Here is a 25,648-nt window from a genome sequence, read left to right as displayed (position 1 = left end):
GACGAACGCGTCCGGCCAGTATCGCCAGTGTGGCGCGACGGGGTGGGGCGTAAAGCGTAATGCTGCGTGCGAACGTGAGCGCGATGCAGCAAGAAGGGAGACGGAGGGCGAGCAGTCGAACGGCTCACGAATGCCCGGATGAGTTCATCATACGCGCGTCGCCCTTCGGGTGGCCATCTTATTTCGGGCGACGCGGAATGCCTCCGGTGCGAGGCTGTGGCTGTCTGGCGCGGTCGGGTTGAACCGGCGTTCGGGCTGGCCGACGCGGTGCCTGAAACACCGCGTGGTTGCCACGCGTCCGGTCCTTACTTCTGTTCCGGCAGGAACCAGTTCATCACGAGCGCGCAGATGCCGCCCGTTGCGACACCCGATTCCAGCACGTTCTTCAGCGCATGCGGCAGGCTGTTCAGAATGTCCGGCACCTGCGACACGCCGAGGCCGAGCGCCAGCGACACCGCGATGATCAGCAGCGCGCGGCGGTCGAGCTGCACGCCCGCGAGAATGTTGATGCCCGATGCGGCCACCGCGCCGAACATCACCATCGCCGCGCCGCCCAGCACCGGCTCCGGAACGGCCTGCAGCACGCCGGCGACGACCGGGAACAGGCCGAGCACCACGAGCATCCCCGCGATCCAGATGCCGACATGGCGGCTCGCGACGCCGGTGATCTGGATCACGCCGTTGTTCTGCGCGAACACGGAGCTCGGGAACGTATTGAACACGCCGGCCAGCAGCGAGTTCGCGCCGTTGACGAGCACGCCGCCCTTGATTCGTTGCATCCACACCGGCCCCTCGACCGGCTCGTTCGAGATCTTGCTGGTGGCGGTGACGTCGCCGATCGCTTCGAGCGACGTGACGAGGTAGATGATCAGCATCGGCACGAACAGCGACCACGAGAAGCCGATGCCGAAGTGCAGCGGCGTCGGAACCTGGAACAGCGCGGCCTGCTGCATGCCGGTGAAGTCGAGGCGGCCGAGGAACGCGGCCGCGAGGTAGCCGATCGCGAGCGCGATGACGAGCGCGGTGCTGCGCACCCAGACGATCGGCACGCGGTTCAGCAGGATGATCGTGCCGAGCACGAGGCCGGACAGCGTCAGGTTCTCCGCGCTCGCGAACGTGCCCTTGGCCATCGCGCCATAGCCGCCGCCCATGCTGACGAGGCCGACCTTGATCAGCGTGAGGCCGATCAGCAGCACGACGATGCCGGTGACGAGCGGCGTGATCAGGCGCTTCACGAACGGCAGGATGCGCGACACGCTCATCTCGACGAACGAACCGGCAATCACGACGCCGAAGATCGCGGCCATCACGGTCTCGACCGGCGTGCCCTGCTTGACCATCAGGCTGCCGCCCGCGATCAGCGGGCCGACGAAGTTGAAGCTGGTGCCCTGGACGATCAGCAGGCCGGCGCCCAGCGGGCCGAAGCGCTTGCACTGGACGAAGGTGGCGATGCCGGAAATCACCAGCGACATCGATACGATCAGGGTCGTATCGCGGCTGGACACGCCGAGCGCCTGGCAGATCAGCAGGCCGGGCGTGACGATCGGAACGATGATCGCCAGCAGGTGCTGCAGCGCGGCGACGAAGGCGACCATCGGCGCCGGCCGGTCGTTCGGGCCGTAGACGAGGTCGCGGGCCGATTCTGCGGCGTCTGCGCCGTGGGAGGCGGGTTGGGCGTGGGAGGCGGGTTGCATGGCGAGCGGGCCGGACAAGGTGGAAAGTGCGGCATTTTATCCGAAGGGCCCGCCGGCGCCGCCGGTGCGCGCCGCAATAGCGGGGATTCGACGGAGCGGGGAAACGGCGACGGATCGGCGCCCGGCCGGCCGTGATCGTGGCGGCCGTCGGTCAGCGGGTTTGCCGCGATGCGATTGCGGCTGTCGTCGTCGCGCTGAACCCGGGCAATTCCGGAATCCGCTGCTCCATGAATTGCAGGAACGTGCGGGTCCTGAGCGGCAGATACCGGCGCGACGCATACACGAGGTGCAGCGCATGCGGCGGAACCATGTCCCACTTCGGCAGCAAGCGGACGAGTTGCCCGGTGTCGATCAGGTCCTGAACGAGCCACGCCGGCGCGCTGCCCACCGCGTTCCCGGCCAGGAAGCATTCCCGCAGCGCGATCGAGCTATTCACGCGATACCGGCCGTGTACCGGAACGGCGATCTTCTCGTCGCCTCGCGCGAATTCCAGTTCGCTGCCGATGATGTCCGCGCGCGCGTATCCGACATACTCGTGCTTCGCCAGGTCTTCCGGCCGGCGGATCCTCGGCGCCCGCGACAGATACGCCGGCGCGGCCACCAGCAGGCGCGGCGACGACGCGATGTTGCGTGCGACGACATCCGGCGGCAGCAAGTGGCCGAGGCGAATGGCGACATCGACGCCTTCCTCGACCAGATCGATCACGCGATCGGTCAAATGAAGCTCGACGTCGATTTCCGGCCACGCGGCGAGGAATTCGAGCACGAGCGCGTTCAGCCTCAACTCGCCCAGCCCCAGCGGCGCGTTGACGACCAGCTTGCCGACCGGCCGCAGCGTTTGCCCGCGCACGTCGGCCACCGCGCTTTCGTATTCGTCGAGCACGCGCTTGCAGCGATCGTAGAATCGCCGGCCTTCGTCGGTCGGCGCGAGGCTGGTTGTCGAGCGTTCGAGCAGGCGAACGCCCAGTTCCTGTTCGAACGCGGCGACGATCTTGCTGATCGTCGGCTGGCCGGTGCCTTCCTCGCGAGCGACCGCCGAAAAATTGCCCAGCTCGATGGCGCGGACGAACACGCGCATGGATCGCAGCGAATCCATCTTATTCCCTTATGGAATGAACCATATTCAAGTGTCCCACGTTCCCGTGTAATAGAGAATGACCTAACGTTCGCAAACCTTCACTCCCTGATGAGGAACCGAGATGAACGAGGCACTGCAATCTTCGACACTGGACGGCGCGCACGTGGTGATATTCGGCGCGAGCTCCGGAATTGGCCTCGCGGCCGCGGCGGCCGCGAAGGCGAGAGGCGCCGGCGTCACGCTGGTCGGCCGGACCCGCGCGAAGCTCGAGGCCGCCGCGCAAGCGATCGGCGGCGCGCGTTTCGCGGTGGCCGATATCGCGGACAGGCACGCGGTGCAGGCCGTATTCGATACGATGACGCGCGTCGATCACCTGGTCGTCACGGCCGGCCGGTTCATCGCCGGCAAGCTGAGCGAGACCGATCCCGATCATCTGCTCGCCGCGGTACAGGAGCGCATCGCCGGGCCGGTCTACGCGATCCGGGCCGCGTTGCCGCTGATGCCCGCGACCGGCTCGATCGTGCTGACGGGCGGGCAACTGTCGGATCGTCCGTCCGCGCAAGGCACGTCCGTGATTGCTGCCGCCGTGCGGGGCGTCGAAGCGCTGGCGCAATCGCTCGCGCTGGAACTGAAGCCGATTCGCGTCAACGTCGTCGCGCCCGGTTTCGTCGAGACGCCGCTGTACGACGCGTTCGGCCCGGAAGCGCGCGATGCGATCCTCGCGGGAGCCGCATCGGCGCTGCCGGGCGGCCGTGTCGGCCGTGCCGACGAAGTCGGGGAGGCGATCGCGTTCCTGCTGGGCAACGGTTTCATGAATGCCGAAATCCTGCACATCGACGGCGGTGGCCGGCTGGTCTGAGCCGTGCGCGTCGTGCGGGCCGGCTTCGGGTACGCGCGGCGTCAGCCGGCCGTGCGTGTTTTCGTGCTGCGCGCCGGTGCGCGTGGCGCGCGGGAATCGGGATACGCGCGCTGGCAGACCGCAATGACCGCGTCGCGCAGGCGGCGGTGGACGGGGTCGGCGTGCATGCGCGGATGCCATAGCGCGGAGACGAGGATCGCGGGCAGGCGGACCGGGATCTCGAAGCTGCGCAGCCCGAGGGCTTCCGCGAGCCCCGGCGAGAACGCGTTGCCGAGGCTCGAGCGCGGCACCAGTGCGATCAGGTCGGTGCTGGCCGCGACACGCATCGCATCGGGGTAGCCGGGGACGACGACGTGCACGGCCTGGCTCGGGCCGGACGGGCCGGTCGGTGCGTCGGTCGGTCCGCTGAAATCGCCGAGCTGCGATGCGATCACGTGACGGCAGGCCGCATAGCGCGCAGGCGTGATCCTGGCCGACGCGAACAGCGGGTGTCCGGCGCGCGCCACCGCGACGTGCCAGTCGTGACCGAGCATGCGCGTGTGCAGCTCCGGCGCGTCGTCGCCGCGCTTGCCGATTTCCAGATCGACGGTGCCGTCGCGCAGCGCTTGCGGATCGCGGTCGGGCTTGGGCACGAAGCGGATGCGCACGTGCGGCGCGACTTCGCCGATCGCGGCGACCACCGGGCCGGACAGCATTTCCATGAACGACGCCGACGCGCGAATGGTGAACGTGGATGCGAGCGTCGCCATGTCAACGTCGGCCGTCGCCGGCCGCAGCACGGCGCGCGCGTCGCTCGCGATCGCATGCACGCGGTCGCGCAATGCAGCCGCGTGCGGCGTCGGCACGAGCTTGCGCCCGGCGCGCACGAGCAACGGGTCGCCGGTGGAGAGCCGCAGCCGTGTGAGCGTGCGGCTCATGGCGGACGTGCTCAGGCCAAGCCGGCGCGCCGCGCCCGTCACGCTGCCTTCCGACAGCAGCGCGTCGAGCGCGGTAACGAGATTCAGGTCGATGTCTTCCATGCGGACAGGATACGCCACTGCGTGGTTTGGCATGTCGTTCAATGCAACTATCGATTGCATCCGGTGCGTCTGGTGCATGGTCCGGTGTACGCCTATAGTGGGCGCATCATGAAATCCGGCAAAGGCAGCAACCATGCAATCGACCGTATCGAACCCGAACGCACCCTCGATCCTGCTCGTCGCGGCTTCGCGCGGCCTCGGGCTTGCGATGGCGGAGCAATTCCTGAACAAGGGCTGGAACGTAACGGGCACCGTGCGTGAAGGATCGGGACGCACGAAGCTGCACGACCTGGCGGACCGGTTCGACGGCCGGCTCGGGATCGACACGCTCGACATCTGCGAGCCGGCGCAACTGGCCGCGCTGCGCGAGCGCCTGTCGGGCAGATGCTTCGACATGCTGTTCGTGAATGCGGGGACGACCAACGACCCGAACGAAACGATCGGCGAAGTGACGACCGACGAGTTCGTGCGCGTGATGATCACGAACGCGCTTGCACCGATGCGCGTGATCGACGCGCTGCAGGATCTTGTGACCGCCGACGGATTGATCGGCGCGATGTCGTCGGGGCAGGGCAGCGTCGCGAACAACGTCAGCGGGATGCGCGAGGTCTATCGCGGCAGCAAGGCCGCGCTGAACCAGTTCATGCGCAGCTTCGCGGCGCGGCAGGCCGACACGCCGCGTGCGCTGGCGCTGATGGCGCCCGGCTGGGTCCGCACGGAGCTGGGCGGACCCGATGCGCGCCTGACCATCGACGAGAGCGTGCCGAGCCTCGTCGACGTGCTGATCGCAAAGCGTGCGCGCCGCGGGCTCGAATACCTCGACTATCTGGGGCGGACGGTGCCGTGGTAGACGTCGGCGTATCGGCGGGTGGAGGGGCGCGGCCGGTTGTGCGCCGGCTCGCCCTGACGGTGTGGCGGGATTCGACCGGTTTTCAGCGATCCGGGCGCGGCACTGCGAACGCATGGCCGATTCAATACAATGGACGCCGAGTCAGTGACACGGCGTCGGGCCATCGCGTTCGAAACCATCCGGTTCGCTGCGCATTGCGTGCGTCGTCGTGACGGGTGTTTGTCGAACACGGAGCCCCGCATGAATGAACCTTACCTGCAGGTCATCGCACATTTTTACGCGAAGCCGGGCAACGGCGACCGCGTGATCGAGCTGCTCGCGGAACTCGCGCCCGCGACGCGCGCCGAGCCGATGAATCTCGACTACGCGTATTTCCGCTCGCCGGTCGATCCCGACCACATCGTGATCCTCGAGCGTTACAGCGACGCGGGCGGCCTCGACATGCATCGGGAAACGCCGCATTTCCAGCGGATCGGGATCGGGGCAATCTTTCCGCTGCTCGATCGCCGCGACGTGTCACGCTACATGGTGCAGCCGGACACCGGCACGGCGACGCCTCCGGGAGGCACCCGATGAACCCGTTTCAATTCCGTACCGTTCCGACGCAGATCGTCGAATTCGGCGCCGCGCGCCGGCTCGGCGCGCTGTTGCGCGATCGCTTTCCGGCGCTCGTGCGGCTGTGCGTCGTCACCGACGCGTTCCTGCATCGCAGCGGCGTGCTCGCACCCGCGCTGGAGAGCCTCGCCGCGCACGGCTGGCAGGTCACCGTGCTCGACGACGTGATCGCCGATCCGCCCGAGCACGTGGTGCTCGAAGCGACCGCGCGGGCCGTCGCGGCCGATGCCGAGATCGTGCTCGGCCTGGGCGGCGGTTCGTCGATGGACGTCGCGAAGCTGATCGCGGTGCTTGCGCCGGGGCAGCAGGCGCTGGCCGACATGTATGGCGTCGACAAGGTCGCGAGCGCGCGGCTGCCGCTCGTGCAGATGCCGACGACGGCCGGCACGGGCTCCGAGGTGACGGCCGTTTCGATCGTCACGGTCGGCGAGGCGCGCAAGATGGGCGTCGTGTCGCCGCACCTGTTCGCGGACGTCGCGATCCTCGACGCCGAGCTGACGCTCGGCCTGCCGCGCGTGGCGACCGCCGCGACGGGCATCGACGCGATGGTGCACGCGATCGAAGCCTATACGTCCGCACGGCTGAAGAATCCGGTGTCCGACATGCTGGCCGTGCACGCGCTGACGCTGCTGTCGCGCAACCTGCTCGCGGCCTGCGACGACGGCCACAACCGACACGCGCGCGAGTCGATGCTGGTCGGTGCGATGTTCGCCGGGCAGGCGTTCGCGAACGCGCCGGTCGCGGCCGTGCATGCGCTGGCCTATCCGGTCGGCGGGATCTTCCACGTGCCGCACGGGCTGTCGAATGCGCTCGTGCTGCCGCACGTGCTGCGCTTCAACGCGCCGGCCGCCGCGCCGCTGTATGCGGAACTCGCGGCGATCGTCGCGCCGTCGGCGACGGGCAGCGACGAAGCGAGGACGCATGCGCTGATCGCGGAGATCGACCGGCTGATCGTCGCGACGGGCATCCCGCGCACGCTGCGCGAAGTCGGCATCGGCGAGGGCGACCTGCCGAGGATGGCGTCGGACGCGATGCTGCAGACGCGCCTGCTCGTGAACAATCCGCGCGAGGTGACGGCGGCCGACGCGCTGGCGATCTATCGGCAGGCGTGGTGATGCGGCAGGCGTAAGCGCTCGACCGGCCGGAGCGCTGCGGCGACCGTCACGATGCTCGTGCGTTTTCCAGTGCGGGCCGGGCCCCGACGCGCTCAGGCCAGCGACGCGCGCGTGTCGCCGGCCACCACGTACGCCGATGCCTGCTTCGTGCCGTCCGGCTTCGTCTGCAGATAAACGCCCTGGATTTCCGGCTCGAAACCCGGCAGCGCGTTGATCCCGGCTTCGAGCGCGCGGAAGTAGTCGAGCGCCGGGCCGCCCCACGCTTCGCCGGGCACCACGCAGAAGATGCCGGGCGGATAGGGCAGCGCGCCTTCGGTCGCGATCCGGCCTTCGATGCGATCGAGCGTGACGAGCTCGACGTTGTTGCGGATCAGCTCGGCATTCGCGGCGTGCGGCAGCATCGCCTGCTTCGGGAACTGCGCGCGCCGGAACATCTGCTTCTGCAGATGCTTCATGTCGTGGCTGCGGTAGAAATCGTGCATGCGCTGGCACAACTGCCGCAGGCGCATGTTGCCGTACAGCTCCGGATACGCTTCGCACAACGACGGGATCGCTTCGCGCAGCGGCGTGTCCTGGTCGAGATGGCGTTCGAACTGCGCGAGGTGCGCGACCAGATGCTGCAGCTTGCCGAAGCTTTCCGACGGCGTGAGCAGGAACAGGATCGTATACAGGTCGGCCTTCTCGGGCACGACGCCGTGCTCGCGCAGGTAGCGCGCGAGGATCGGCGCCGGCGCGCCGAACGGTGCGTACTCGTGCGTGTCGCGATCGATGCCGGGCGTCGTCAGCAGCAGCTTGCACGGATCGACGAAGTACTGGTCGTTCGCATAGCCTTCGAAACCGTGCCACGTGTCGGCCGGATGGAAGCGGAAGAAGCGCAGGTCGTCGACGATCTGCTCGGTCGGGTAGTCGGCCCACGGGCGGCCATCGACATGCTGCGGAACGAACGGGCGGATCTGGCGGCAGGTCTTCAGCAGCAGCTTGCGCGCATCGACGCCGTGCGCGACGCAGTCGCGCCACAGGCGCTTGCCGGCCGGGCCCGCGTGCATCTGCGCATTGACGTCGAGCGCCGCGAACATCGGGTAGAACGGGCTCGTCGACGCATGGATCATGTACGCGTTGTTGAAGCGCCGATGATCGCAGAAACGCTTCTGGCCTTCGATGTGGCTGTCCTTCTTGTGGATCTGCGACGTCTGCGAGAAGCCGGCCTGCTGCTTGTGTACCGACTGCGTGACGAAGATGCCGGGATCGTCGGGGCCGAGCGTCAGCATCAGCGGCGAGCAGTCCTGCATCATCGGGATGAACTGTTCGTAGCCGACCCACGCCGAATCGAACAGGATGTAGTCGCACAGATGCCCGATCCGGTCGACGATCTCGCGTGCGTTGTAGATCGTGCCGTCATAGGTGCCGAGCTGGATCACCGCGAGCCGGAACGGGCGCGGCAGGTCGGCGCGCTCGGGCGCGACGTCGCGGATCGCGTCGCGAATGCGCATTTCGTCGAGCGCCGCGCTGTCGACGCCGCCGATGAGGCCCCATGCGTTGCGCGCGGTCTCGAGGTAGACGGGCCTCGCGCCGGACACCACGAGCGCGCCGAGGTGCACCGACTTGTGGTTGTTGCGATCGAACAGCACGAGGTCGTCGGGCGCGAGCAGCGCGCTCGTGACGACTTTGTTCGACGTCGACGTGCCGTTCAGCACGAACCAGGTCTTGTCGGCGTTATAGATCCGCGCGGCGTTGCGCTGCGCTTCCAGCGCGGGGCCTTCGTGGATCAGCAGGTCGCCGAGCCGGACGTCCGCGTTGCAGAGGTCGGCGCGAAACAGCGTCTCGCCGAAAAAGTCGACGAACATCCGGCCGAGCGGATGATTCGAGAAGAACTGGCCGCCCTGGTGGCCGGGGCAGTCGAACTCGACGTAGCCGCGCTGCACGTATTCGCGCATGACCTTGAAGAACGGCGGCAGCAGGTTCTCGCTGTAGATATCGGCGGCGGCTGAAATCTGCCGGCCGTAATAGTGGCGGCTGCCGTGCCCGAGCTGGATCACGCCGCTCGCGCTCGGCAGGACCGACGGCGGCACTTCCTGGTCGGGCTCGACCGCGACGAAGAACGGAATCGCGAAGCCGGTTCTTTCGACGACTTTCAGGATTTTTTGCGCCGAATCGATTCCGACCACGATTGCCGCGATATTCGTGAAATCGGTCTGAAATACGTCGACCTGTTCGTGCGTGGTGAGGAAGGCGCCAATCAGCGCCGGCTCGACTGCGATTTTCAACAGGCTCACGCGAATTCTCCCGTAAAGGTGCGGAAACGGGAGCCGCATTCACGCCGGCGCACAATCCGCGTAATCCGATACGCGCTGCAGCCGATTGAAACGCTCCCGCGAATGCTGAATGCCGAATGCGCACCGCACGAAGCAGCCTTGCGCAGCGGGGCACGGCTGCCGCCAGTCAGTGCGCGACGCAGCCGATCGTAGCAACAAAATCCGGCGAATTCAATCGACCGGAAACATCAATGTCATTGAAATATGAGTAGGATCAAATAATCTGGAATCGGCGTGCTGCAATGCACATAAAAATGATCCAATTATGAAATCCGATTTGAAAGGGGCAGACGGTTTCGCCGAATCGTCGGCTTTTCATCGAAAGGCATCCATGGCATAGTCGGCATCCGAATTGGATGGCGAATCAAACCGGAATTGCGAGCGTCTCATGTCGCCGACCGTGGCCTGCTGTCCGCGTGCTCGTGAGACGAACAACACCAACGAAGCATCGGAACAGCGAGGGCAACATCATGAATACATCCACCGGAGGCGTTCGTCGTCTCGGCATGCGCGCGCTGCTGGTCGACGACGAAATCGCGCAGGAAACGGCAGCCGGGCGCGCGGTCCGCACGCTGAGCGCGGAGCTCGTGCAACGCGACATCGACGTGCTCACGGCGACCTCCGCCGACGATGCGATCGTGCTGATCCGTTCCGATCCGTCGATCCAGTGCGTGCTGCTCGACTGGGATCTCGGCGTGGACGGCCATGGGCCGTCCGAGGCCGTGGTCGAAGCGATTCGGCATCGCAATGCCAACGTGCCGATCTTCCTGCTGGCCGACCGCAGCGTCGCGTCGTCGGTGCCGGCCACGGTCATGGGCCACGTCGACGATTTCGTGTGGCTGCTCGAGGACACGGCCGATTTCATCGGCGGGCGCATCCACGCGGCGATCGAACGCTATCGTGCGACCGTGCTGCCGCCGATGTTCGGCGCGCTCGCGAAGTTCTCGCGCGTCTACGAATACTCGTGGCATACGCCCGGCCACACGGGCGGCACGGGTTTCCTGAAGTCGCCGGTCGGCCGCGCGTTCTTCGAATACTTCGGCGAATCGCTGTTCCGCTCCGACCTGTCGATCTCGGTCGGCGAACTCGGCTCGCTGCTCGACCACTCGGGCCCGATCGGCGAAAGCGAGCGCTACGCGGCGCGCGTGTTCGGCGCGCATCGCACGTATCACGTGACGAACGGCTCGTCGACGTCGAACCGCATCATCCTGATGGCGAGCGTGAGCCGCGACCAGATCGCGCTGTGCGACCGCAACTGCCACAAGTCGGCCGAGCATGCGATGACAATGTCGGGCGCGATCCCGACTTACCTGGTGCCGACGCGCAACCGCTACGGGATCATCGGGCCGATCGCGTCCGAGCGCCTCACGCAGGCGGCGATCCGCGAGGCGATCTCATCGAACCCGCTCGCGGCCGGGCTTGCCGATCGCCAGCCGAAACACGCGATCGTCACGAACTCGACCTACGACGGCCTCTGCTACAACGTCGCGCGCGTCGAAGAACTGCTCGGCGCGAGCGTCGACCGCCTGCACTTCGACGAAGCATGGTACGGCTACGCGCGCTTCAACCCGATCTACCGCGACCGCCATGCGATGCACGGCGACCCGCGCGACCATCGTGCGGACCGGCCCACGGTGTTCGCGACGCAGTCGACGCACAAGCTGCTGACCGCACTGTCGCAAGCGTCGTATATCCACGTGCGCGACGGCCGCAGCCCGATTCCGCATGGTCAGTTTAACGAAACGTTCATGATGCACGCGTCGACGTCGCCGAACTACGCGATCATCGCGTCGAACGACGTCGCGGCCGCGATGATGGACGGTCCCGGCGGCGAAGCGCTGACGCATGAGTCGATCGAGGAGGCCGTCGCGTTCCGGCAGATGATCGCGCGGATGAACAACGAGTTCGACGCGAAGGGCGACTGGTTCTTCGAATGCTGGCAGCCCGACACCGTGCTCGAGGCACGCACGGGCCGCACGCTGCCGTTCCACGAAGCGCCGCCCGAGTTGCTCGCGAGCGATCCGTCGTGCTGGGTGCTGCGCCCCGGCGCGCAATGGCACGGCTTCGGCAATATCGAGGACGGCTACTGCATGCTCGATCCGATCAAGGTGTCGATCGTCACGCCGGGCGTCGCGCCGGCCGGCGGCCTGATGCCGGTCGGCATTCCGGCGAGCGTCGTCACGGCCTATCTCGATGCGCGCGGGATCGTCGTCGAAAAGACGACCGACTTCACGATCCTGTTCCTGTTCTCGATCGGCATCACGAAGGGCAAGTGGGGCTCGCTCGTCAGCGCGCTGTGCGACTTCAAGCGCGACTACGACGCGAACCTGCCGCTCGACATGGCGATTCCGTCGCTCGCGAAGGAACACGGCGCGCGTTACGCCGGCATGGGGCTGAAGGACCTGGCCGACACGATGTTCGCGGCGATGGAGCAGCTCGGCACGACGCGGCTGATGTCGGAGGCGTTCTCGATCCTGCCGAAGCCGGAGATGAGCCCGGTGCGCGCATACGAGCATCTCGTGCAGGGCCGCGTCGAGCAGGTCACGCTCGACGAGCTGGCCGGGCGCACGGTCGCCACCGGCGTCGTGCCGTATCCGCCGGGCATTCCGCTGCTGATGCCGGGCGAGAACGCGGGGCCGGCAGGCGGCCCGGTGCTCGGCTACCTGAAGGCGCTCGAAGCGTACGACCGCCGTTTTCCGGGCTTCGCGCACGATACGCACGGCGTGGAAGTCGAGGACGGCACGTACCGCGTGTACTGCCTGACGGCCTGAACGAGCGACCGGCCGCGCGGCGGCATCACATCGAAGGAATCGACATCATGGAAAGCGCAGCGCGCATATCCGACGCGGCCCCGGCGGCCGCGGCGAAGAACCGGATGAATGTCTGGCAGCTCACCATCCTCACGGCGGTCAACATGATGGGCTCCGGCATCATCCTGCTGCCGGCGAAGCTCGCGCAGGTCGGCACGATCTCGCTGCTGTCGTGGATCGTCACGGCCGGCGGCTCGCTCGCGCTGGCCTATGCGTTCGCGCGCTGCGGGATGCTGAGCCGCAAGCCGGGCGGGATGGGCGGCTACGCGGAATACGCGTTCGGCAAGGCCGGCAACTACATGGCGAACTACACGTACGGGCTGTCGCTCGTGATCGCCAACGTCGCGATCGGCGTCACGGCGGTCGGCTACGGCACCGTGCTGTTCGGCGCGACGCTGTCGCCGCTGCAGACGGGCCTGTGGACGATCTTCCTGCTCGTGCTCACGACGGTCGCGAACTTCGGCGGCTCGCGCATCACCGGCCGGATCGGCGCGGTGACCGTGTGGGGCGTGATCATTCCGGTCGTCATCGTGTCGCTGATCGGCTGGTTCTGGTTCAGCGGCGCGACCTGGGGCGCCGCATGGAATCCGCACGACATGCCGTTCGGGCCGGCCGTCGGCAGTTCGATCGCGGTGACGCTGTGGGCGTTCCTCGGGCTCGAATCGGCGTGCGCGAACTCGGACGCGGTGGAGAACCCGGAGCGCAACGTGCCGATCGCCGTGCTCGGCGGCACGATCGCATCGGCGATCTTCTACATCGTGTCGACCAACGTGATCGCGGGGATCGTGCCCAACGCGATCCTCGCGAAATCGAACGCGCCGTTCGGCATCGCGTTCGCGACGATGTTCACGCCGACGGTGGGCACGATCGTCACCGCGCTGATGGTGATCGCGTGCATTGGCTCGCTGCTCGGCTGGCAGTTCACGGTCGCGCAGGTGTTCAAGAGCTCGGCGGACGTCGGCTACTTCCTGCCGGTGTTCGCGCGTGCGACGCGCACGGGCACGCCGATCGTCGGCATGGTGATCCTGCTCGTCGCGCAGGTCGCGCTGGCGCTGATGACGATCAGCCCGGAGCTGAGCAGCCAGTTCCAGAAGATCGTCGATCTCGCGGTCGTCACGAACCTCGTGCCGTACGTGATGTCGATGGCCGCGCTGATCACGATCCAGAAGGTCGCGAAGGTGCCGCCGGCCAAGGCGCTGCTGACGAACGTGATTGCGATGGTCGCCACCGCGTACAGCTTCTATGCGCTCGTCAGCTCGGGCGAGCAGGCGCTGATGCTCGGCGGCCTGTGCGTGTTCCTGGGCTGGACGCTGTTCGGCTTCGTCAGCGCGCGCTTCTACCAGATGGAAGTCGACGCGCACGTGAAGGAGCCGGGGAAGTCGCTGCAGGCGTGAGGGCGACGCCCGCCGTTGCCGGCCGATACGCGGCGTCGACAGCGGCGGGATTTTCTTCTGCCGCAGGTCGACGACGGCACGCGCACGCGGCGGCAGCGGCCGCTGCGCATGCACGGGCGCGTCGAGCGCGAAGCCGGGGGAGCCCGTTCCGCGGAAGAATCCTGACGTCCTGCGGACGACTGGCGCCGGCGTATCCTGTCGCCGAAGCCGCGCGCGTTCATCGACGCGATGAGCGAAAATCGGCATTCGCGCGACCGACGGGAGACGGCGACATGACGCAACAGGATGAAGCGGTGCGCACGCGATGCGTCGCGTGGCAGATCGTGCAGACGTGGCAGGCGGCCGAATGGTGCCGGCTCGTCGAGACGCGAGCGGGAATCGATCTGTCGGGTTCGGTGTCGGGCGCGATCGACGGCACGCCGTTTCGCATCGACTATGCGATCGCATGCGGCGCCGACTGGCTTACGCGCTCGGCGCGCGTGACACGCTGGATCGGCACGTTGCCACCGCAACGACTGGACCTCGCATGCGACGGAGGGCGCTGGACGATCGACGGTGTCGACGCGCCAGCGCTCGCGGGCGCGACCGATATCGATCTCGGTTTCAGCCCGTCGACCAATACGCTGCCGATCCGGCGGCTGGCGCTGGCCGTCGGCGACGCTGCGGTGATCCATACCGCATGGCTGCGCTTTCCGGATTTCGCCATCGTGCGCGGCGAGCAGCGTTATACGCATACGGCGCCACACGTGTATCGCTACGAGAGCGGCACGTATGCGGCCGACATCGCGATCGACGAAGCCGGCCTCGTCACCGACTACGACGAATGGCGGCGCATCGGCGCGGCGCCTGCGCCGTAACGCGTCGCATCGTGAATCGGCGGCGCATCAGCGCGCGCTGGCGACCGTCAGCTTTCCGGGAATCAGCTTCAGCGTGCTGAACGTGTCGGCGATGTTCTGCTGATACGCGACCGTCGCGTCGGTGACGGGCTGCACGCCGTAGCCGGCGCGCTTGAGCGCGACTTCGAGCGTCGGCGCGTCGAGGCCGACGAGCGGCGACAGTTGCGCGGCGACGTCGGGCGCGTGGTCGCGCGCCCAGCGATCGACCGCGTCGACTTCGTCGAGCAGCGCGCGCAGCACCTGCGGGTGAGCCGCCGCGTACTTGCGCGCGGCGAGATAGTACTGCGTGTTGCGCACGAGCCCTTCGCCGTTCGCGATCACGCGCGCGCCGAGCTGCCGTTCGGCGGCCGCCAGATACGGATCCCAGATCACCCACGCATCGACGCTGCGCTGCACGAACGCGGCGCGCGCGTCGGCGGGCGTCAGGTAGATCGGCTGGATGTCCGCATACGCGAGGCCCGCGTGTTCGAGCGCCTTCACCAGCAGATAGTGGACGTTGGAGCCCTTGTTGAACGCGACCTTCTTGCCGCGCAACTGCGCGACGTTGCGGATCGGCGAATCGGGCAGCACGACGATCGCTTCGCCCTGCGGCGCGGGCGGCTCGTTGCCGATATAGACGAAATCGACGCCGGCCGCCTGCGCGAAGATCGGCGGCGTTTCGCCGACCGTGCCGACGTCGATCGCGCCGGCGTTCAGCCCTTCGAGCAGTTGCGGGCCGGCCGGGAATTCGAGCCATTGCACCGCGACGCCCTGGCTCGCGAGACGTTTCTCGAGCGTGCCGCGTGCCTTCAGCACGACGAAGTTGCCGTATTTCTGGAACCCGATGCGCAGCCGCGTGCCGTTGCCCTGGGCCTGCGCGGGCAGGGTCGCGAGCGGCCCGAGCGCGAGCCCGGCAAGCCCGGCGGCCGCGCCGTGCAGCCATTGGCGGCGGCGCGGGTTCGCCGGGGTCGTTTCAACGTCTGCGTGCTGTGTGTCGCTCATTGGGGTGTCCTGCGTGCGGGTTCACGGGGCGCGCGCAAAGGGGGCGCGGCCGGCGCAGGACGGGGCCGGATGCGGGCGATGCTCGCAACGGGCCGGCCCGCGCCGGATTCAGGACGATACGGCCGCGCGGGCCGGCGGCCAACCAATGAATGCGCATATGCAAATCAGCGGCGCTCAGGCTGCGTCGGCGGCGCTTTCGTCGATCGAATCCACTCGGTCCGGATAGAACGCGAGATGCCCGCGAATCGCTTCGACGGCCGGATACGGATGCTCGTAGGTCCACACCGCGTTGGTCGCGCGTTCGCCGCCGGCCGGGATCGAGTAATACGCGCAGTCGCCCTTGTACGGGCAGTACGTCGCGTGGTCGGTGCGGCGCAGCAGCGACATGTCGGCGTCTTCGCGCGGGATGTAGAGCACGGCCGGATAGCTGGCCTCGCGCAGCGCCAGCGCGCGGCGCGTATCGGCGATGACCTTGCCGGCCACCGTGACCACCACGCGCCACGGATGCGGCTCGATCGTGATCGGATGATCGGGGCCCGGCGACTTCACGGGACGAGAGGGCGTATCGGAGCTGGTCGACATCGTGGGTCCTCCAGGAAGCGGCGGCGCGGCGGCGCCGGGAGGGTCCCGGCGCGCCCGTGCCGGCGTTTGCCAGCCGATACGATGCGCCAATTCCGGAGAATTTGCAGGGGGCCGGAAGGCGGCGGTGCGGCAAGGCTGCCGGGCGATGCCCCGGCGCTCGTGCGGACATATTCATGCACTGGCAGCGGGATGCACCTGCGACGATAAGCAACGCCGAATAAATTGGTAAGCGAACGGCGGGAGGCGCGCGAAGATCGGCAGTCGTCATTCGCATGACTCATTCCTTCTCTCCGCCGCCATGAAGCATTCTTTCGTTTCGTCAGCCGCACGTCGTGTGCGTCGCGCACCGCATGCCGTTGTCGCACTTCGTTGCGTGGCCGCGTCGCTGCTGCTCGCCGGCGCGGCCACGCAGGCGCTCGCCGCGCCGGCCGGCAAGACGCTCGTGTACTGCACCGAAGGCAGCCCGGCCGGCTTCGATCCGGGCCAGCACACGACGAGCACCGATTTCGACGCAAGCACGTACACGATCTACAACGGGCTCGTGCAGTTCAGGCGCGGCACGCTCGATCTCGAACCGTCGCTCGCGACGAGCTGGGACGTGTCGCCCGACCAGCGCACGATCACGTTCCACCTGCGGCGTGGCGTGAAATTCCAGACGACCGCATGGTTCAAGCCGACGCGGCCGTTCCAGGCCGACGACGTCGTGTTCACGTTCCGCCGGATGCTCGACCCCGACGATCCGTTCCGCAAGGCCTACCCGGTCACCTTCCCGTACTTCAGCGATCTCGGCTTCGACCGCAACGTCGAGCGCATCGAGAAGGCCGACGACTACACGGTGCGCTTCGTGCTGAAGACGCCCGACGTCGTGTTCGTGCGCAACCTCGCGATGGCGTTCGCGTCGGTCCTGTCCGCCGAATATGCGTCGCAGCTCGCGGCACGCCATCGCGAGGCCGACATCAACCAGTTCCCGGTCGGCACCGGGCCGTTCCTGCTTCGCACGTACCAGAAGGATGCGCTGATCCGCTACGAAGCGAACCCCGACTACTGGAAGCCGGACGACGTGAAGCTCGCGCGGCTCGTGTTCGCGATCACGCCCGATCCGGCCGCGCGCCTGCAGAAGCTGGTGGCCGGCGAGTGCCAGGTATCGGCGTTCCCGCGGCCGGCAGATCTCGACACGGTGCGGCGCGACCCGAAGCTGGAACTGTTCTCGGGAATGGGCTTCAACGTCGGTTTCGTCGCGTACAACACGCAGCATGCGCCGCTCGATCGCGTCGACGTGCGGCGCGCGCTCGACATCGCGATCGACAAGACGGCGATCGTGAAGACCGTCTTCAACGGCGACGCGAAGATCGCGACGAACCCGATGCCGCCCGCGCAATGGTCGTACAACCCGCGCCTGAAGGATGCGCCGCGCGATCCGGCCGCCGCGAAGGCGCTGCTCGCGCAGGCCGGCTTTCCGAACGGCTTCGACCTGACGCTGTGGGCGATGCCCGTGCAGCGCCCGTACAACCCGAATGCGCAGTTGATGGCGCAACTGATCCAGCAGGACTGGGCGAAGATCGGCGTGCGCGCGAAGATCGTCAGCTACGAATGGGGCGAATACAACCGCCGCGCGAAGCACGACGGGCAGCACGACGCGATCCTGTACGGCTGGTCGGGCGACAACGGCGATCCCGACAACTGGCTTGGCACGCTGCTCGGCTGCGACGCGGTGCACGGCAGCAACCTCGCGAAGTGGTGCAATCGGGATTTCGAAAAGCTGGTGAGCGCGGCGCGCTCGAATGCGGACGTCGCGAAGCGTACGGCGCTGTACGAACAGGCGCAGGTGGTGTTCAAGGATCAGGTGCCGTTCACGCCGATCGCGACGTCGATCGTGTCGCTGCCGGTGTCCAAGCGTGTACACGGGCTGACGTTCTCGCCGCTCGGCGGGCACCGGTTCGACGGCGTGTGGCTGGATTGACGGAGATCGATGGACGAAGCGCCGGCGCGCTCGCGCGCGCCGGTGCCGATGGCGGTCAGTCGAGCGCGACGGCCGCCGCCGTTTCGACCGGCGAGCCTTCGAGCGCGACCGATGGCCTGCCGTCGGGGCCGACCGGCACGTCGCCGGTGAGCGTCGTGCGATAGAGCTGGCGGTCGAAGTCGAGATCGAAGATGTCGACGGGCGCGAGATGCGCGGTCGCGCGGTTGTCCCAGAACGCGATGCTGCGCGGTTCCCACTTGAAGCGGATCGTGAATTCCGGCCGCGTCACGTGTTCCCACAGCAGTTCGAGCAGCGCCTGGCTCTCGCGCGGCGTCAGCCCGACGATCGATTTCAGGAAGCTCGGGCTCACGTACAGCGCGCGTTCGCCGGTCTCCGGATGCACGCGGACGAGCGGATGCTCGGTCACGAGCGGGCGGCGCTCGACCGCGTCGTCGAACACACCGGTGGCGCGCGCACCGGCCGGCGGCGTGAAGCGGTGGATGCCGCGCAAGCCGTCGACGAAACCGCGCAGCGGCGCGGACAGCGTTTCATACGCGCGTACGAGATTGGTCCAGTGCGTGTCGCCGCCGTACGGCGGGATCGTCACGCCGCGCAGGATCGACGCCCACGGCGGGTTCACGGCGGCCGTCACGTCGGTATGCCAGCCCGTCCACGGCCGACGCACCGGTTCGCCCTCGAAGCGCGTCGCCTTGCGATGCTTCGCGATCGAATAGACGGCCGGATGACCGTCGACATGCCCGAACACCGGGTGGCCGACCGTCGGCTCGCCGAACTGCGCGGAGAACGCGACGTGCTGGTCGTGCGTGAGGAATTGTTCGCGGAAGAAGACGACGCGCCATTTCAGCAGCGCGGTGCGGATGGCCGCGATCTGCGGCGTGGTCAACGGTTGCGTGAGATCGACGCCGCGAATTTCCGCACCGATATGGGCGGACAGCGGGATCACGTCGACCGGCTGGGCAGCGGGTTCGGGTAGGGCGCTCATGCGACGCTCCTGGCGGAAGTGAACGGGGCGGATGGCCGACATCGTTGCGCGTGCAAGCGTCGGTCATGTGGCGGGAGGTTCATGGTGGTGTGTCCGGTGGCGAATGGCGGGGAACACGCGGCGGCGCGCATGGAACGGCGCCGCCGCGGTACTCGGACGTTATTGCAGCGTCGCGCCCGGCCCCTTCAGCACGACGCTTTGGCGGCCGTCGATGCCGACCGGCACATCGCCGTGAACGGTCGCGCGGCGCACGACGCGGCGTGCATCGCCGTAGTCGTTGATCGCGTAATGCTGCGTCGCGCGGTTGTCCCAGATCGCGACGTCGCCTTCCTGCCAGTTCCAGCGCACGGTGTTCTCGAGACGCGTCACGTGCTCGTGGAAGACCTGCAGCAGGTGTGCGGAATCCTGCGCGGACAGCCCTTTGAGCCGCTGCACGAAGTGCCCGAGCACGAGCGTGCGTTCGCCGGTTTCCGGATGCACGCGCACGACCGGGTGCTCGGTTTCGTAGACGGTCGACGTGAACACCTCGCGGTAGCGCTTCAGTTGCGTGTCGTCGGCATGCACGTGCGTCGACGCGTAGTCGTAGGCGTTCGTATGGATCGCCCACAGCGTGTCGGCGAGCGCACGCAGCGGGTTGGGAAGATGCGTGTACGCGGCGGCCGTGTTGGCCCATACCGTATCGCCGCCGAACGGCGGAATCACGACCGCGCGCAGGATCGAGATCTTCGGGTACGCATCGACGAACGTCACGTCGGTGTGCCACGAATTCGCCCGGGCGCCGTGCGCGGAATCGAGTTCGAGCAGATGCGCGCTGCCGTCGACGGACGGCACGGTCGGATGCGCGACCGTGTCGCCGAAGCGGCGCGCGAATGCTTCCTGCGCGGTGTCGTCGAGATGGTGCTGGCCACGGAAGAACAGCACCTTGTGGCGCAGCAGCGCGGCCTGGATCGCGTCGAATATCGCGTCGTCGAGCGTGGCCGATAGCCGGACGCCGGCGATCTCGGCGCCGATCCGGCCGGCAACCTGGCGAAGCTGGAGCGGGGCGGCAGCCGTGCGCGGCGCGGCGTGCGAGGCATGCGAAGACGGGTGGGCGGCGTGCTGGACTTCGGACATCGGGAGTCTCCTGGAGTCGGGTCGGTCGAGTCTCCATTCAAGCAGGGACCGCACGGAACCGGAACCGATGAATCGTCACAACCTTAGCGTGCGTGCCGCGATGATCGATATGTGTCGTCATGCTGAGCAATACGGCCGCGACTTACGCCTACCACGCGAGCCGCCATTCACCGATCCGGTGCGCATGTGGCGTGTCGATGCGCTTGCCGCCCGCGCCGTCGTCGCGCGGCGGGTCGCTATCGTCGAAATCCGCGAGCACCGTATCGCGCAACCGTGCGAATTCCGGCGAATCGCGCCGGCGCGGCCGCGGCAGCGCGACATCGACGATGCGTTCGATGCGACCCGGGCGCGGTGCCATCGTGACGACGCGGTCGCCGAGATAGACGGCTTCGTCGACGTCGTGCGTGACGAGCATCATCGTGATGCGCTCCTGTTCCCAGATGCGCAGCAGTTCGTTCTGCATCCGCGCGCGCGTCTGCGCATCGAGCGCGCCGAACGGCTCGTCGAGCAGCAGCACGCGCGGCCGGTTCACGAGGCCGCGCGCGATCGCGACGCGCTGCGCCATCCCGCCCGACAACTGGTTCGGAAACGCGTGCTCGAAGCCGTTCAGCCCGACGAGCGCGATGTGGTCCGCTACCGCTCGCCGCTTCGCTGCCGCGTCGAGCGGTGCGTTGCGCAGCGCGGCGCCGATGTTCTGCTCGACGGTGAGCCACGGGAACAGCCGGTGGTCCTGGAACACGATCCCGCGCTGCAGCGACGTGTCGCGTATGCGTTCGTCGCCGGCACGGATCTCGCCCGCATAGTCGCTATCGAGCCCGGCGATCAGCCGCAGCAAAGTCGACTTGCCGCAGCCGCTCGCGCCGACGATCGTGACGAATTCGCCGGCGCGCACGTGCAGCGACACGTCGTCGAGCACGGCAAGCGCCGCGCCGCGTTGTGCGTATTGCTTGCTTACATGGAGGATGTCGAGCGAGTCGGAGGTGAGGGTCGTCATGGCGGAGCGAGGAAGGATGCGACGGGGAAGGGGGGCGCTGCTCATCGCGGCAGGTCGCCGCGCCGGGCCAGCACCTTGCGTTCGATCGCACGCGCGACCGCGTTCAGCGCCCAGCCGGTCACGCCGACCACGATGATCCCGAACAGCACGAGATCCATCCGGAACTGCTCGCTGCCGTCGATCAGCGTGTTGCCGATCCCGCTCCCGGCAACGAGCAGGTATTCGGCGCCGAGCGTTGCGAGCCACGAATAGATCAGGCCGAGGTACAGCCCGGTGAAGATCGACGGCAGTGCGGCCGGCAGGATCACGTAGCGGACGAGCTGGAGCCGCGAATAGCGCAGCGCGCGGGCGACGTCGACATACGCGCGCGGCACCGCATGAATGCCGTCGCAGGTGTGCGCGGCGACGGGCAGCAGCGCGGCGAGCGACAGGAACACGACCTTGGCGACGTCGCCGAGGCCGAACCATACGGAGATCAGCGGAATCCACGCGAACAGCGAGATCTGCTTGAACGTGTCGAAGCTCGGGCCGACCATTCGCGCGGCGATGCGCGACAGCCCGAGCGCGGTGCCGAGCAGCAGCCCGCCCGTCGCGCCGATCGCGAAACCGCAGGCTTCGCGCGCGAGCGACGCGGACAGTGCGCGGCCGAGCGCACCGCTCGTGACCTGCGACCACGCGGTGTGCAGCACGTCGGCCGGGGCGACGAGCAGCCCGCTTTTCACGACGTGCGCGGAAGCGATCGCCCACCAGAGTGCGAACGCGACGAGCGGCAGCACGAAGCCGCGCCAGTCGGGCGCATGCAGGCGGCGGGCGGCTGCGACGGGCGACGGCGTGATGGAGTGCGGCATCGGATAGTCTCCTTCGATTGCGCGGACGGGCCGGTTCAGCCGCGGAACGCGGGCGGCACGCCGCGGCGCAGGCGCGCTTCGAGTGCGTCGAGCAGCCGGTTGATCAGCAGGCCGACCGCGCCGACCACGACCACGGCCGCCATCACGAGGTCGAGCTGGAACAGTTGCCGCCCGTACACGATCAGGTAGCCGAGCCCTTCGGAGGACGCGACGAGCTCGACGACGACGAGCGCGAGCCACGACTTCGTGAACGCGAGCCGCACGCCGGTCGCGAGCGTCGGGATCGCGGCCGGCAGCACGACGTGGACGATGCGTTGCCGGCGCGTATAGCCGAACCCGCGCGCGACTTCGTCGAGCGCGGGCGGCGTCTGGCGAAACCCCTGCAGCGTGCTCATCGTGACGGGGACGAGTGCCGCATGCGCGATCAGCAGGTACTTGAGCGGTTCGCCGACGCCGACGAGCAGCAGCAGGAACGGCAGCCAGCCGAGCACCGGGATCTGCACGAGCGCGTTGAAGCTCGGCAGCACATAGGCTTCCAGCGTGCGCGACAGGCCGAGCGCGACGCCGATCGCGAAACCGAGCAGCGAGCCGGCCGCGAAGCCGACCAGCACGCGCTGCAGGCTGATCAGCGTGTGGCGCGCGAGATCGCCGCTCGTCGCCAGCTCGGCGAGCGCGTCGTACACGCGTTCGGGCGGCGGCAGGATCTGCGGCGCGATCCAGCCGCGCGCGCTGCCGACGCTCCACAGCGCGAACAGCAGCGCGGGCAGTACCCACGGCGCGAGCTGCCACGTCAGCCGCTTCACGCCCGCCGCGCGGCGCGGCTGCGCGGCGAGTGCGTGCGGCTTGGACGACGGAATCGGGATCGCGGTGTCGCTCATCGGGGCCGGTCCGGGTCAGGAGAGGGGCTTGCCGGCCGCGTCGTAGCGCGGCCAGTAGTTTTCGAGCTTCAGCGTGCGCAGCGCGTTGTCGAGATACTTCGGCTCGAACCAGCCGTCGACGTCGACCGGCTGGCGGATCAGCTTCAGCTTCAGCGCATCCTGCGCGACGGCCTTGTAGCGCGCGACGAGGAACGGATCGATCAGCGGCGACAGGCGATCCTTCAGGCGCTGGTTCGCATAATCGGCCTGCCACGACGAATACGGGACGCCGCTTTTCGCCCACAGCTTGAACAGCGCATCGCGGTTCGCCTCGTCGGACGACCATTGCGCGCCCTTCACGAACGCGTTGACGACGCGCTGCACGATGTCCGGATGCGCGCGTTCGAAATCGTCGAGCACGAGCAGGTGGGTCTGGCGCGTGTACTGCGGGCCGTCGTTCTGCGATTCGTAGATGATCTTCGCGAGCCCCGCGTCGCGCAGCTTGTAAAGCTGGTAGTCGCCCACCGATGCGTCGATGCCTTTCGACGCGAGCGCGGCGAGCGAGCTCGCGGCGTCGAGGTTGATCACGCGCAGGTCGCGTTCGCCGAGGCCGTTCTTCGCGAGCGCGTTGTCGGCGACGAGCTGCAGGTTCGTGCCGCGGAAGATCGACACGCGGCGGTCCTTCAGGTCGGTGATCGAACGGATGCCGGAGTCGGGCGGCACCGCGATCTTCACGCCCGAGCGCACGCTTGCGGCAAGCAGCAGGTGCGTCTTGATCCCGTTCGCGCGCGCTAGCACGGCGGGCAGGTCGCCCTGGTACGCGAAGTCGAGCGCCTTGTTGGCGATCGCCTCGTTGACGGCCGGCCCCGCGCCCTTGAAGAACAGCCACTGCACCTTGATGCCGTCGGCCGCGAATTCCTTTTCGAACAATTGCTGGAGTTGCACGGTCGCCGCGCTCGAGCCGCCGAAGGTCGGCGGATCGCCGGCGCCTTGCTGGGCGACGCCGATGCGGACGGTGGCGGGCCTGTCGGCGTGCGCGGCGGCCGCCAGCGTCATCAGCGTGGCCGCCAGCAGCGCTCGCAGCAGGCGCAGGGGAAACGGGAGTCGATCGGTCATGGTGCGTCGGGTAGCGAGAAAATGAAGTCGGGCCGGGAGGCGTCGCGCCATTCTGGTGGACGCTTCCGGCGCGGGACAAACAACGATTTGAACTATGCTTATCGCCGCCTGGCGGGTTGCGGGGCCGGGCGCGCGGTTTTCCGCCGACAGGCAGCGGAGTCGCATGTATCGGTAAATCGTTCAGGATTCCGATCATGTCGGTTGGCGTCGCGTGCCGATCAGGAAAACGCCGACTGGAAAATGCCTGAAATGGCGAAATCGCGGATTTGCCGTCTGATCGGCATGCGAATTCGCGAAATTAAATCGGCATCGGTCGATTCAACAAAAACGATCCGAACCTGTCATATTTGCCGGTTCGGCCGGGCGGAGCGCGAAAGAATAACCGGCCGGCACACGCGAAGCGCCGCGCGAAACGGTGCGCACGGCCCCCATCCGGCATACCGGAAAATCGCACGGAAATGGGTTATCCGCCGGACGGGAAATGACGCATCGCGACAGTTAACATTCTTACTTCGGCGTCTGAATCACGCGGAATGCCATGCGAAAGAATTGCGGCAGGCAACCTGTATGAATTTCATCCTTGCAGGGTGCTATCCATAAATACAATCCGACGCCAAATAATTTGAAATCGTCCAAAAAATTGTCTATACCCTAGACGAATCGGTGTGGTCGGCGTCGTGCCGGCGCGGCCGCACAACAAGTATTCGAATGAAACGATCGATGTCGTCGTTGCATGCCGAGCGTCGCAGCGATCGAGAGGACTTCGGGGGATGCGAACGGACTCATGCCAGGGCCGTCCGCATGAGTCGCAATGGACGAATGCCATATGCAGCCACCGGACCCATGCAGCGTTTTTACGTTCAACGGTCGATCATCGACCCCGTCACACGGAGGTTGCCATGCTGCAATACGTCAAGTCCCTGCTGCGTGATGAACGTGGCGTCAGCTCGCTCGAATATGCGGTGCTGGCCGGCATCGTCGTGGTCGCGCTGGCGGCGGTCGGCGTGATCCTCAGCAGCACTAGCGGTGGCTTGCCGAGCGTGTTTACGGCGCTGATCACGAAGGTGACGAGCCTGATCTGATGCCCTGAACCCGCGCGCCGCCGACGCACTCACGGATCCGCAGCGGTAGAACGTGTCCAGCCGGGGGTGCGCCAACCGCCAACGGATGGCTCTCCCATGCTCACTCTCGTGCAGTCGGTGGCCACGGTCGTGCTGGCGTCGCTCGCGGCGCAGGATCTGCGCGACCGGCGCCTGTCCAATCGCGCGGTGCTGGCGTTCGCGATGCTGTATTTCGTCGCGGCGGCGCTCGCGCGCGAAGGGCCCGCGCCGCTGGCCGGCCACGTCGCGACCGCCGCGGCGATGCTGCTGCTGTTCGGCGTCTTGCGCCACGCGGGCTGGATCGGCGGCGGCGACGTCAAGCTGGCGGCGGCGGTCTTCCTGTGGGCCGGGCCGACGCTGGCGTTCCCCGTGTTGACGATCGTCGGCGCGGGCGGCGCCGTGTGCGGCCTCGCCGCGCTCGCGGTGGTCGCGCGGCAGCGGCGCGCCGTGCC

At 67.6% G+C, this 25,648-nt stretch carries 22 protein-coding genes; 10 read left to right on the top strand and 12 right to left on the bottom strand.

Annotated features, from left to right (window positions below):
- Positions 1-305 precede the first annotated feature (305 nt).
- Together OEJ37_RS16790 and OEJ37_RS16785 are read right to left on the bottom strand one after the other, a co-directional pair.
- Entirely contained in the window at positions 306-1,694 is a 1,389-nt protein-coding gene (locus OEJ37_RS16790) for a nucleobase:cation symporter-2 family protein (RefSeq protein WP_174420527.1), read from the bottom strand.
- A gap of 151 nt (positions 1,695-1,845) precedes the next feature.
- A complete protein-coding gene (locus OEJ37_RS16785) occupies positions 1,846-2,790 on the bottom strand; it encodes a LysR family transcriptional regulator (protein WP_263344903.1) in 945 nt (314 codons plus the stop codon).
- A 103-nt stretch (positions 2,791-2,893) separates the two neighbouring features.
- On the opposite strand from OEJ37_RS16785, the gene OEJ37_RS16780 reads away from it, so the two are divergent.
- Positions 2,894-3,631 (top strand): SDR family oxidoreductase, encoded by a 738-nt coding sequence (locus OEJ37_RS16780; protein WP_174420525.1) that lies wholly within the window; start codon positions 2,894-2,896, stop codon positions 3,629-3,631.
- A 41-nt stretch (positions 3,632-3,672) separates the two neighbouring features.
- Here the strand turns inward: OEJ37_RS16780 and OEJ37_RS16775 are convergent, their stop codons facing one another.
- Entirely contained in the window at positions 3,673-4,650 is a 978-nt protein-coding gene (locus tag OEJ37_RS16775) for a LysR family transcriptional regulator (RefSeq protein WP_174420572.1), read from the bottom strand.
- 133 nt (positions 4,651-4,783) lie between these two features.
- On the opposite strand from OEJ37_RS16775, the gene OEJ37_RS16770 reads away from it, so the two are divergent.
- The 3 genes from OEJ37_RS16770 (at position 4,784) to OEJ37_RS16760 (ending at position 7,230) form a co-directional block, all read left to right on the top strand.
- A complete protein-coding gene (locus OEJ37_RS16770) occupies positions 4,784-5,500 on the top strand; it encodes an SDR family oxidoreductase (protein WP_263344901.1) in 717 nt (238 codons plus the stop codon).
- A 240-nt stretch (positions 5,501-5,740) separates the two neighbouring features.
- Complete coding sequence (locus OEJ37_RS16765) at positions 5,741-6,076, top strand: putative quinol monooxygenase (RefSeq protein ID WP_263344900.1); 336 nt, start codon at positions 5,741-5,743, stop codon at positions 6,074-6,076.
- Positions 6,073-7,230, top strand: a complete 1,158-nt coding sequence (locus tag OEJ37_RS16760) for an iron-containing alcohol dehydrogenase (RefSeq protein ID WP_263344899.1) — start codon at positions 6,073-6,075, stop codon at positions 7,228-7,230. The genes OEJ37_RS16765 and OEJ37_RS16760 overlap by 4 nt, the downstream gene beginning before the upstream one ends.
- A 92-nt stretch (positions 7,231-7,322) precedes the next feature.
- Here OEJ37_RS16760 and OEJ37_RS16755 read toward each other — a convergent pair whose 3' ends face one another.
- Complete coding sequence (locus tag OEJ37_RS16755) at positions 7,323-9,503, bottom strand: ornithine decarboxylase (RefSeq protein WP_263344897.1); 2,181 nt, start codon at positions 9,501-9,503, stop codon at positions 7,323-7,325.
- 509 nt (positions 9,504-10,012) lie between these two features.
- On the opposite strand from OEJ37_RS16755, the gene OEJ37_RS16750 reads away from it, so the two are divergent.
- From OEJ37_RS16750 to OEJ37_RS16740, 3 genes are all read left to right on the top strand, one after another.
- A complete protein-coding gene (locus OEJ37_RS16750) occupies positions 10,013-12,313 on the top strand; it encodes an Orn/Lys/Arg decarboxylase N-terminal domain-containing protein (protein WP_263344896.1) in 2,301 nt (766 codons plus the stop codon).
- Positions 12,314-12,360: 47 nt separating this feature from the next.
- Positions 12,361-13,746 carry a putrescine-ornithine antiporter gene (gene potE / locus OEJ37_RS16745; protein WP_174422176.1) on the top strand — a complete coding sequence of 462 codons (1,386 nt, stop codon included), beginning with the start codon at positions 12,361-12,363 and terminating at the stop codon, positions 13,744-13,746.
- A 272-nt stretch (positions 13,747-14,018) separates the two neighbouring features.
- Positions 14,019-14,603 (top strand): putative glycolipid-binding domain-containing protein, encoded by a 585-nt coding sequence (locus tag OEJ37_RS16740; RefSeq protein WP_263344895.1) that lies wholly within the window; start codon positions 14,019-14,021, stop codon positions 14,601-14,603.
- Positions 14,604-14,630: 27 nt separating this feature from the next.
- Here OEJ37_RS16740 and OEJ37_RS16735 read toward each other — a convergent pair whose 3' ends face one another.
- Together OEJ37_RS16735 and OEJ37_RS16730 are read right to left on the bottom strand one after the other, a co-directional pair.
- On the bottom strand, positions 14,631-15,623 hold the full coding sequence (locus OEJ37_RS16735; protein ID WP_263344894.1) for a sulfonate ABC transporter substrate-binding protein: 993 nt from the start codon (positions 15,621-15,623) through the stop codon (positions 14,631-14,633).
- A 174-nt stretch (positions 15,624-15,797) separates the two neighbouring features.
- Positions 15,798-16,205 (bottom strand): DUF427 domain-containing protein, encoded by a 408-nt coding sequence (locus OEJ37_RS16730; protein ID WP_263344892.1) that lies wholly within the window; start codon positions 16,203-16,205, stop codon positions 15,798-15,800.
- 298 nt (positions 16,206-16,503) lie between these two features.
- Here OEJ37_RS16730 and OEJ37_RS16725 point away from each other — a divergent pair, with 298 nt between their 5' ends.
- Positions 16,504-18,165: an ABC transporter substrate-binding protein gene (locus OEJ37_RS16725; RefSeq protein ID WP_263344891.1), complete on the top strand. Its 1,662-nt coding sequence runs from the start codon at positions 16,504-16,506 to the stop codon at positions 18,163-18,165.
- Positions 18,166-18,220: 55 nt separating this feature from the next.
- On the opposite strand, the gene OEJ37_RS16720 is transcribed toward OEJ37_RS16725, so the two are convergent.
- The 6 genes from OEJ37_RS16720 to OEJ37_RS16695 form a co-directional block, all read right to left on the bottom strand.
- Positions 18,221-19,168 carry a TauD/TfdA dioxygenase family protein gene (locus OEJ37_RS16720; RefSeq protein ID WP_174422181.1) on the bottom strand — a complete coding sequence of 316 codons (948 nt, stop codon included), beginning with the start codon at positions 19,166-19,168 and terminating at the stop codon, positions 18,221-18,223.
- 159 nt (positions 19,169-19,327) lie between these two features.
- Positions 19,328-20,281 (bottom strand): TauD/TfdA dioxygenase family protein, encoded by a 954-nt coding sequence (locus OEJ37_RS16715; RefSeq protein WP_263344890.1) that lies wholly within the window; start codon positions 20,279-20,281, stop codon positions 19,328-19,330.
- Positions 20,282-20,429: 148 nt separating this feature from the next.
- Entirely contained in the window at positions 20,430-21,275 is an 846-nt protein-coding gene (locus OEJ37_RS16710) for an ABC transporter ATP-binding protein (protein ID WP_174422183.1), read from the bottom strand.
- Between the two features lie 41 nt (positions 21,276-21,316).
- Positions 21,317-22,123 (bottom strand): ABC transporter permease, encoded by an 807-nt coding sequence (locus tag OEJ37_RS16705; RefSeq protein WP_263344889.1) that lies wholly within the window; start codon positions 22,121-22,123, stop codon positions 21,317-21,319.
- A 35-nt stretch (positions 22,124-22,158) separates the two neighbouring features.
- A complete protein-coding gene (locus tag OEJ37_RS16700; RefSeq protein WP_263344888.1) occupies positions 22,159-23,001 on the bottom strand; it encodes an ABC transporter permease in 843 nt (280 codons plus the stop codon).
- Between the two features lie 15 nt (positions 23,002-23,016).
- Entirely contained in the window at positions 23,017-24,096 is a 1,080-nt protein-coding gene (locus tag OEJ37_RS16695) for an ABC transporter substrate-binding protein (RefSeq protein WP_174422186.1), read from the bottom strand.
- 899 nt (positions 24,097-24,995) lie between these two features.
- Here OEJ37_RS16695 and OEJ37_RS16690 point away from each other — a divergent pair.
- Together OEJ37_RS16690 and OEJ37_RS16685 are read left to right on the top strand one after the other, a co-directional pair.
- A complete protein-coding gene (locus tag OEJ37_RS16690) occupies positions 24,996-25,178 on the top strand; it encodes a Flp family type IVb pilin (protein WP_034179896.1) in 183 nt (60 codons plus the stop codon).
- Positions 25,179-25,274: 96 nt separating this feature from the next.
- Positions 25,275-25,648 (top strand): prepilin peptidase (locus OEJ37_RS16685; RefSeq protein ID WP_263344887.1); only part of this gene is annotated, 374 nt, incomplete at its 3' end.

This window comes from Burkholderia sp. BKH01 (assembly GCF_025685725.1).
In the GTDB taxonomy this organism is placed as follows: Bacteria; Pseudomonadota; Gammaproteobacteria; order Burkholderiales; family Burkholderiaceae; genus Burkholderia; species Burkholderia pyrrocinia_C.
Note: the sequence above shows the minus strand (reverse complement) of the source record. Positions and strands in the feature narration are given on the sequence as shown.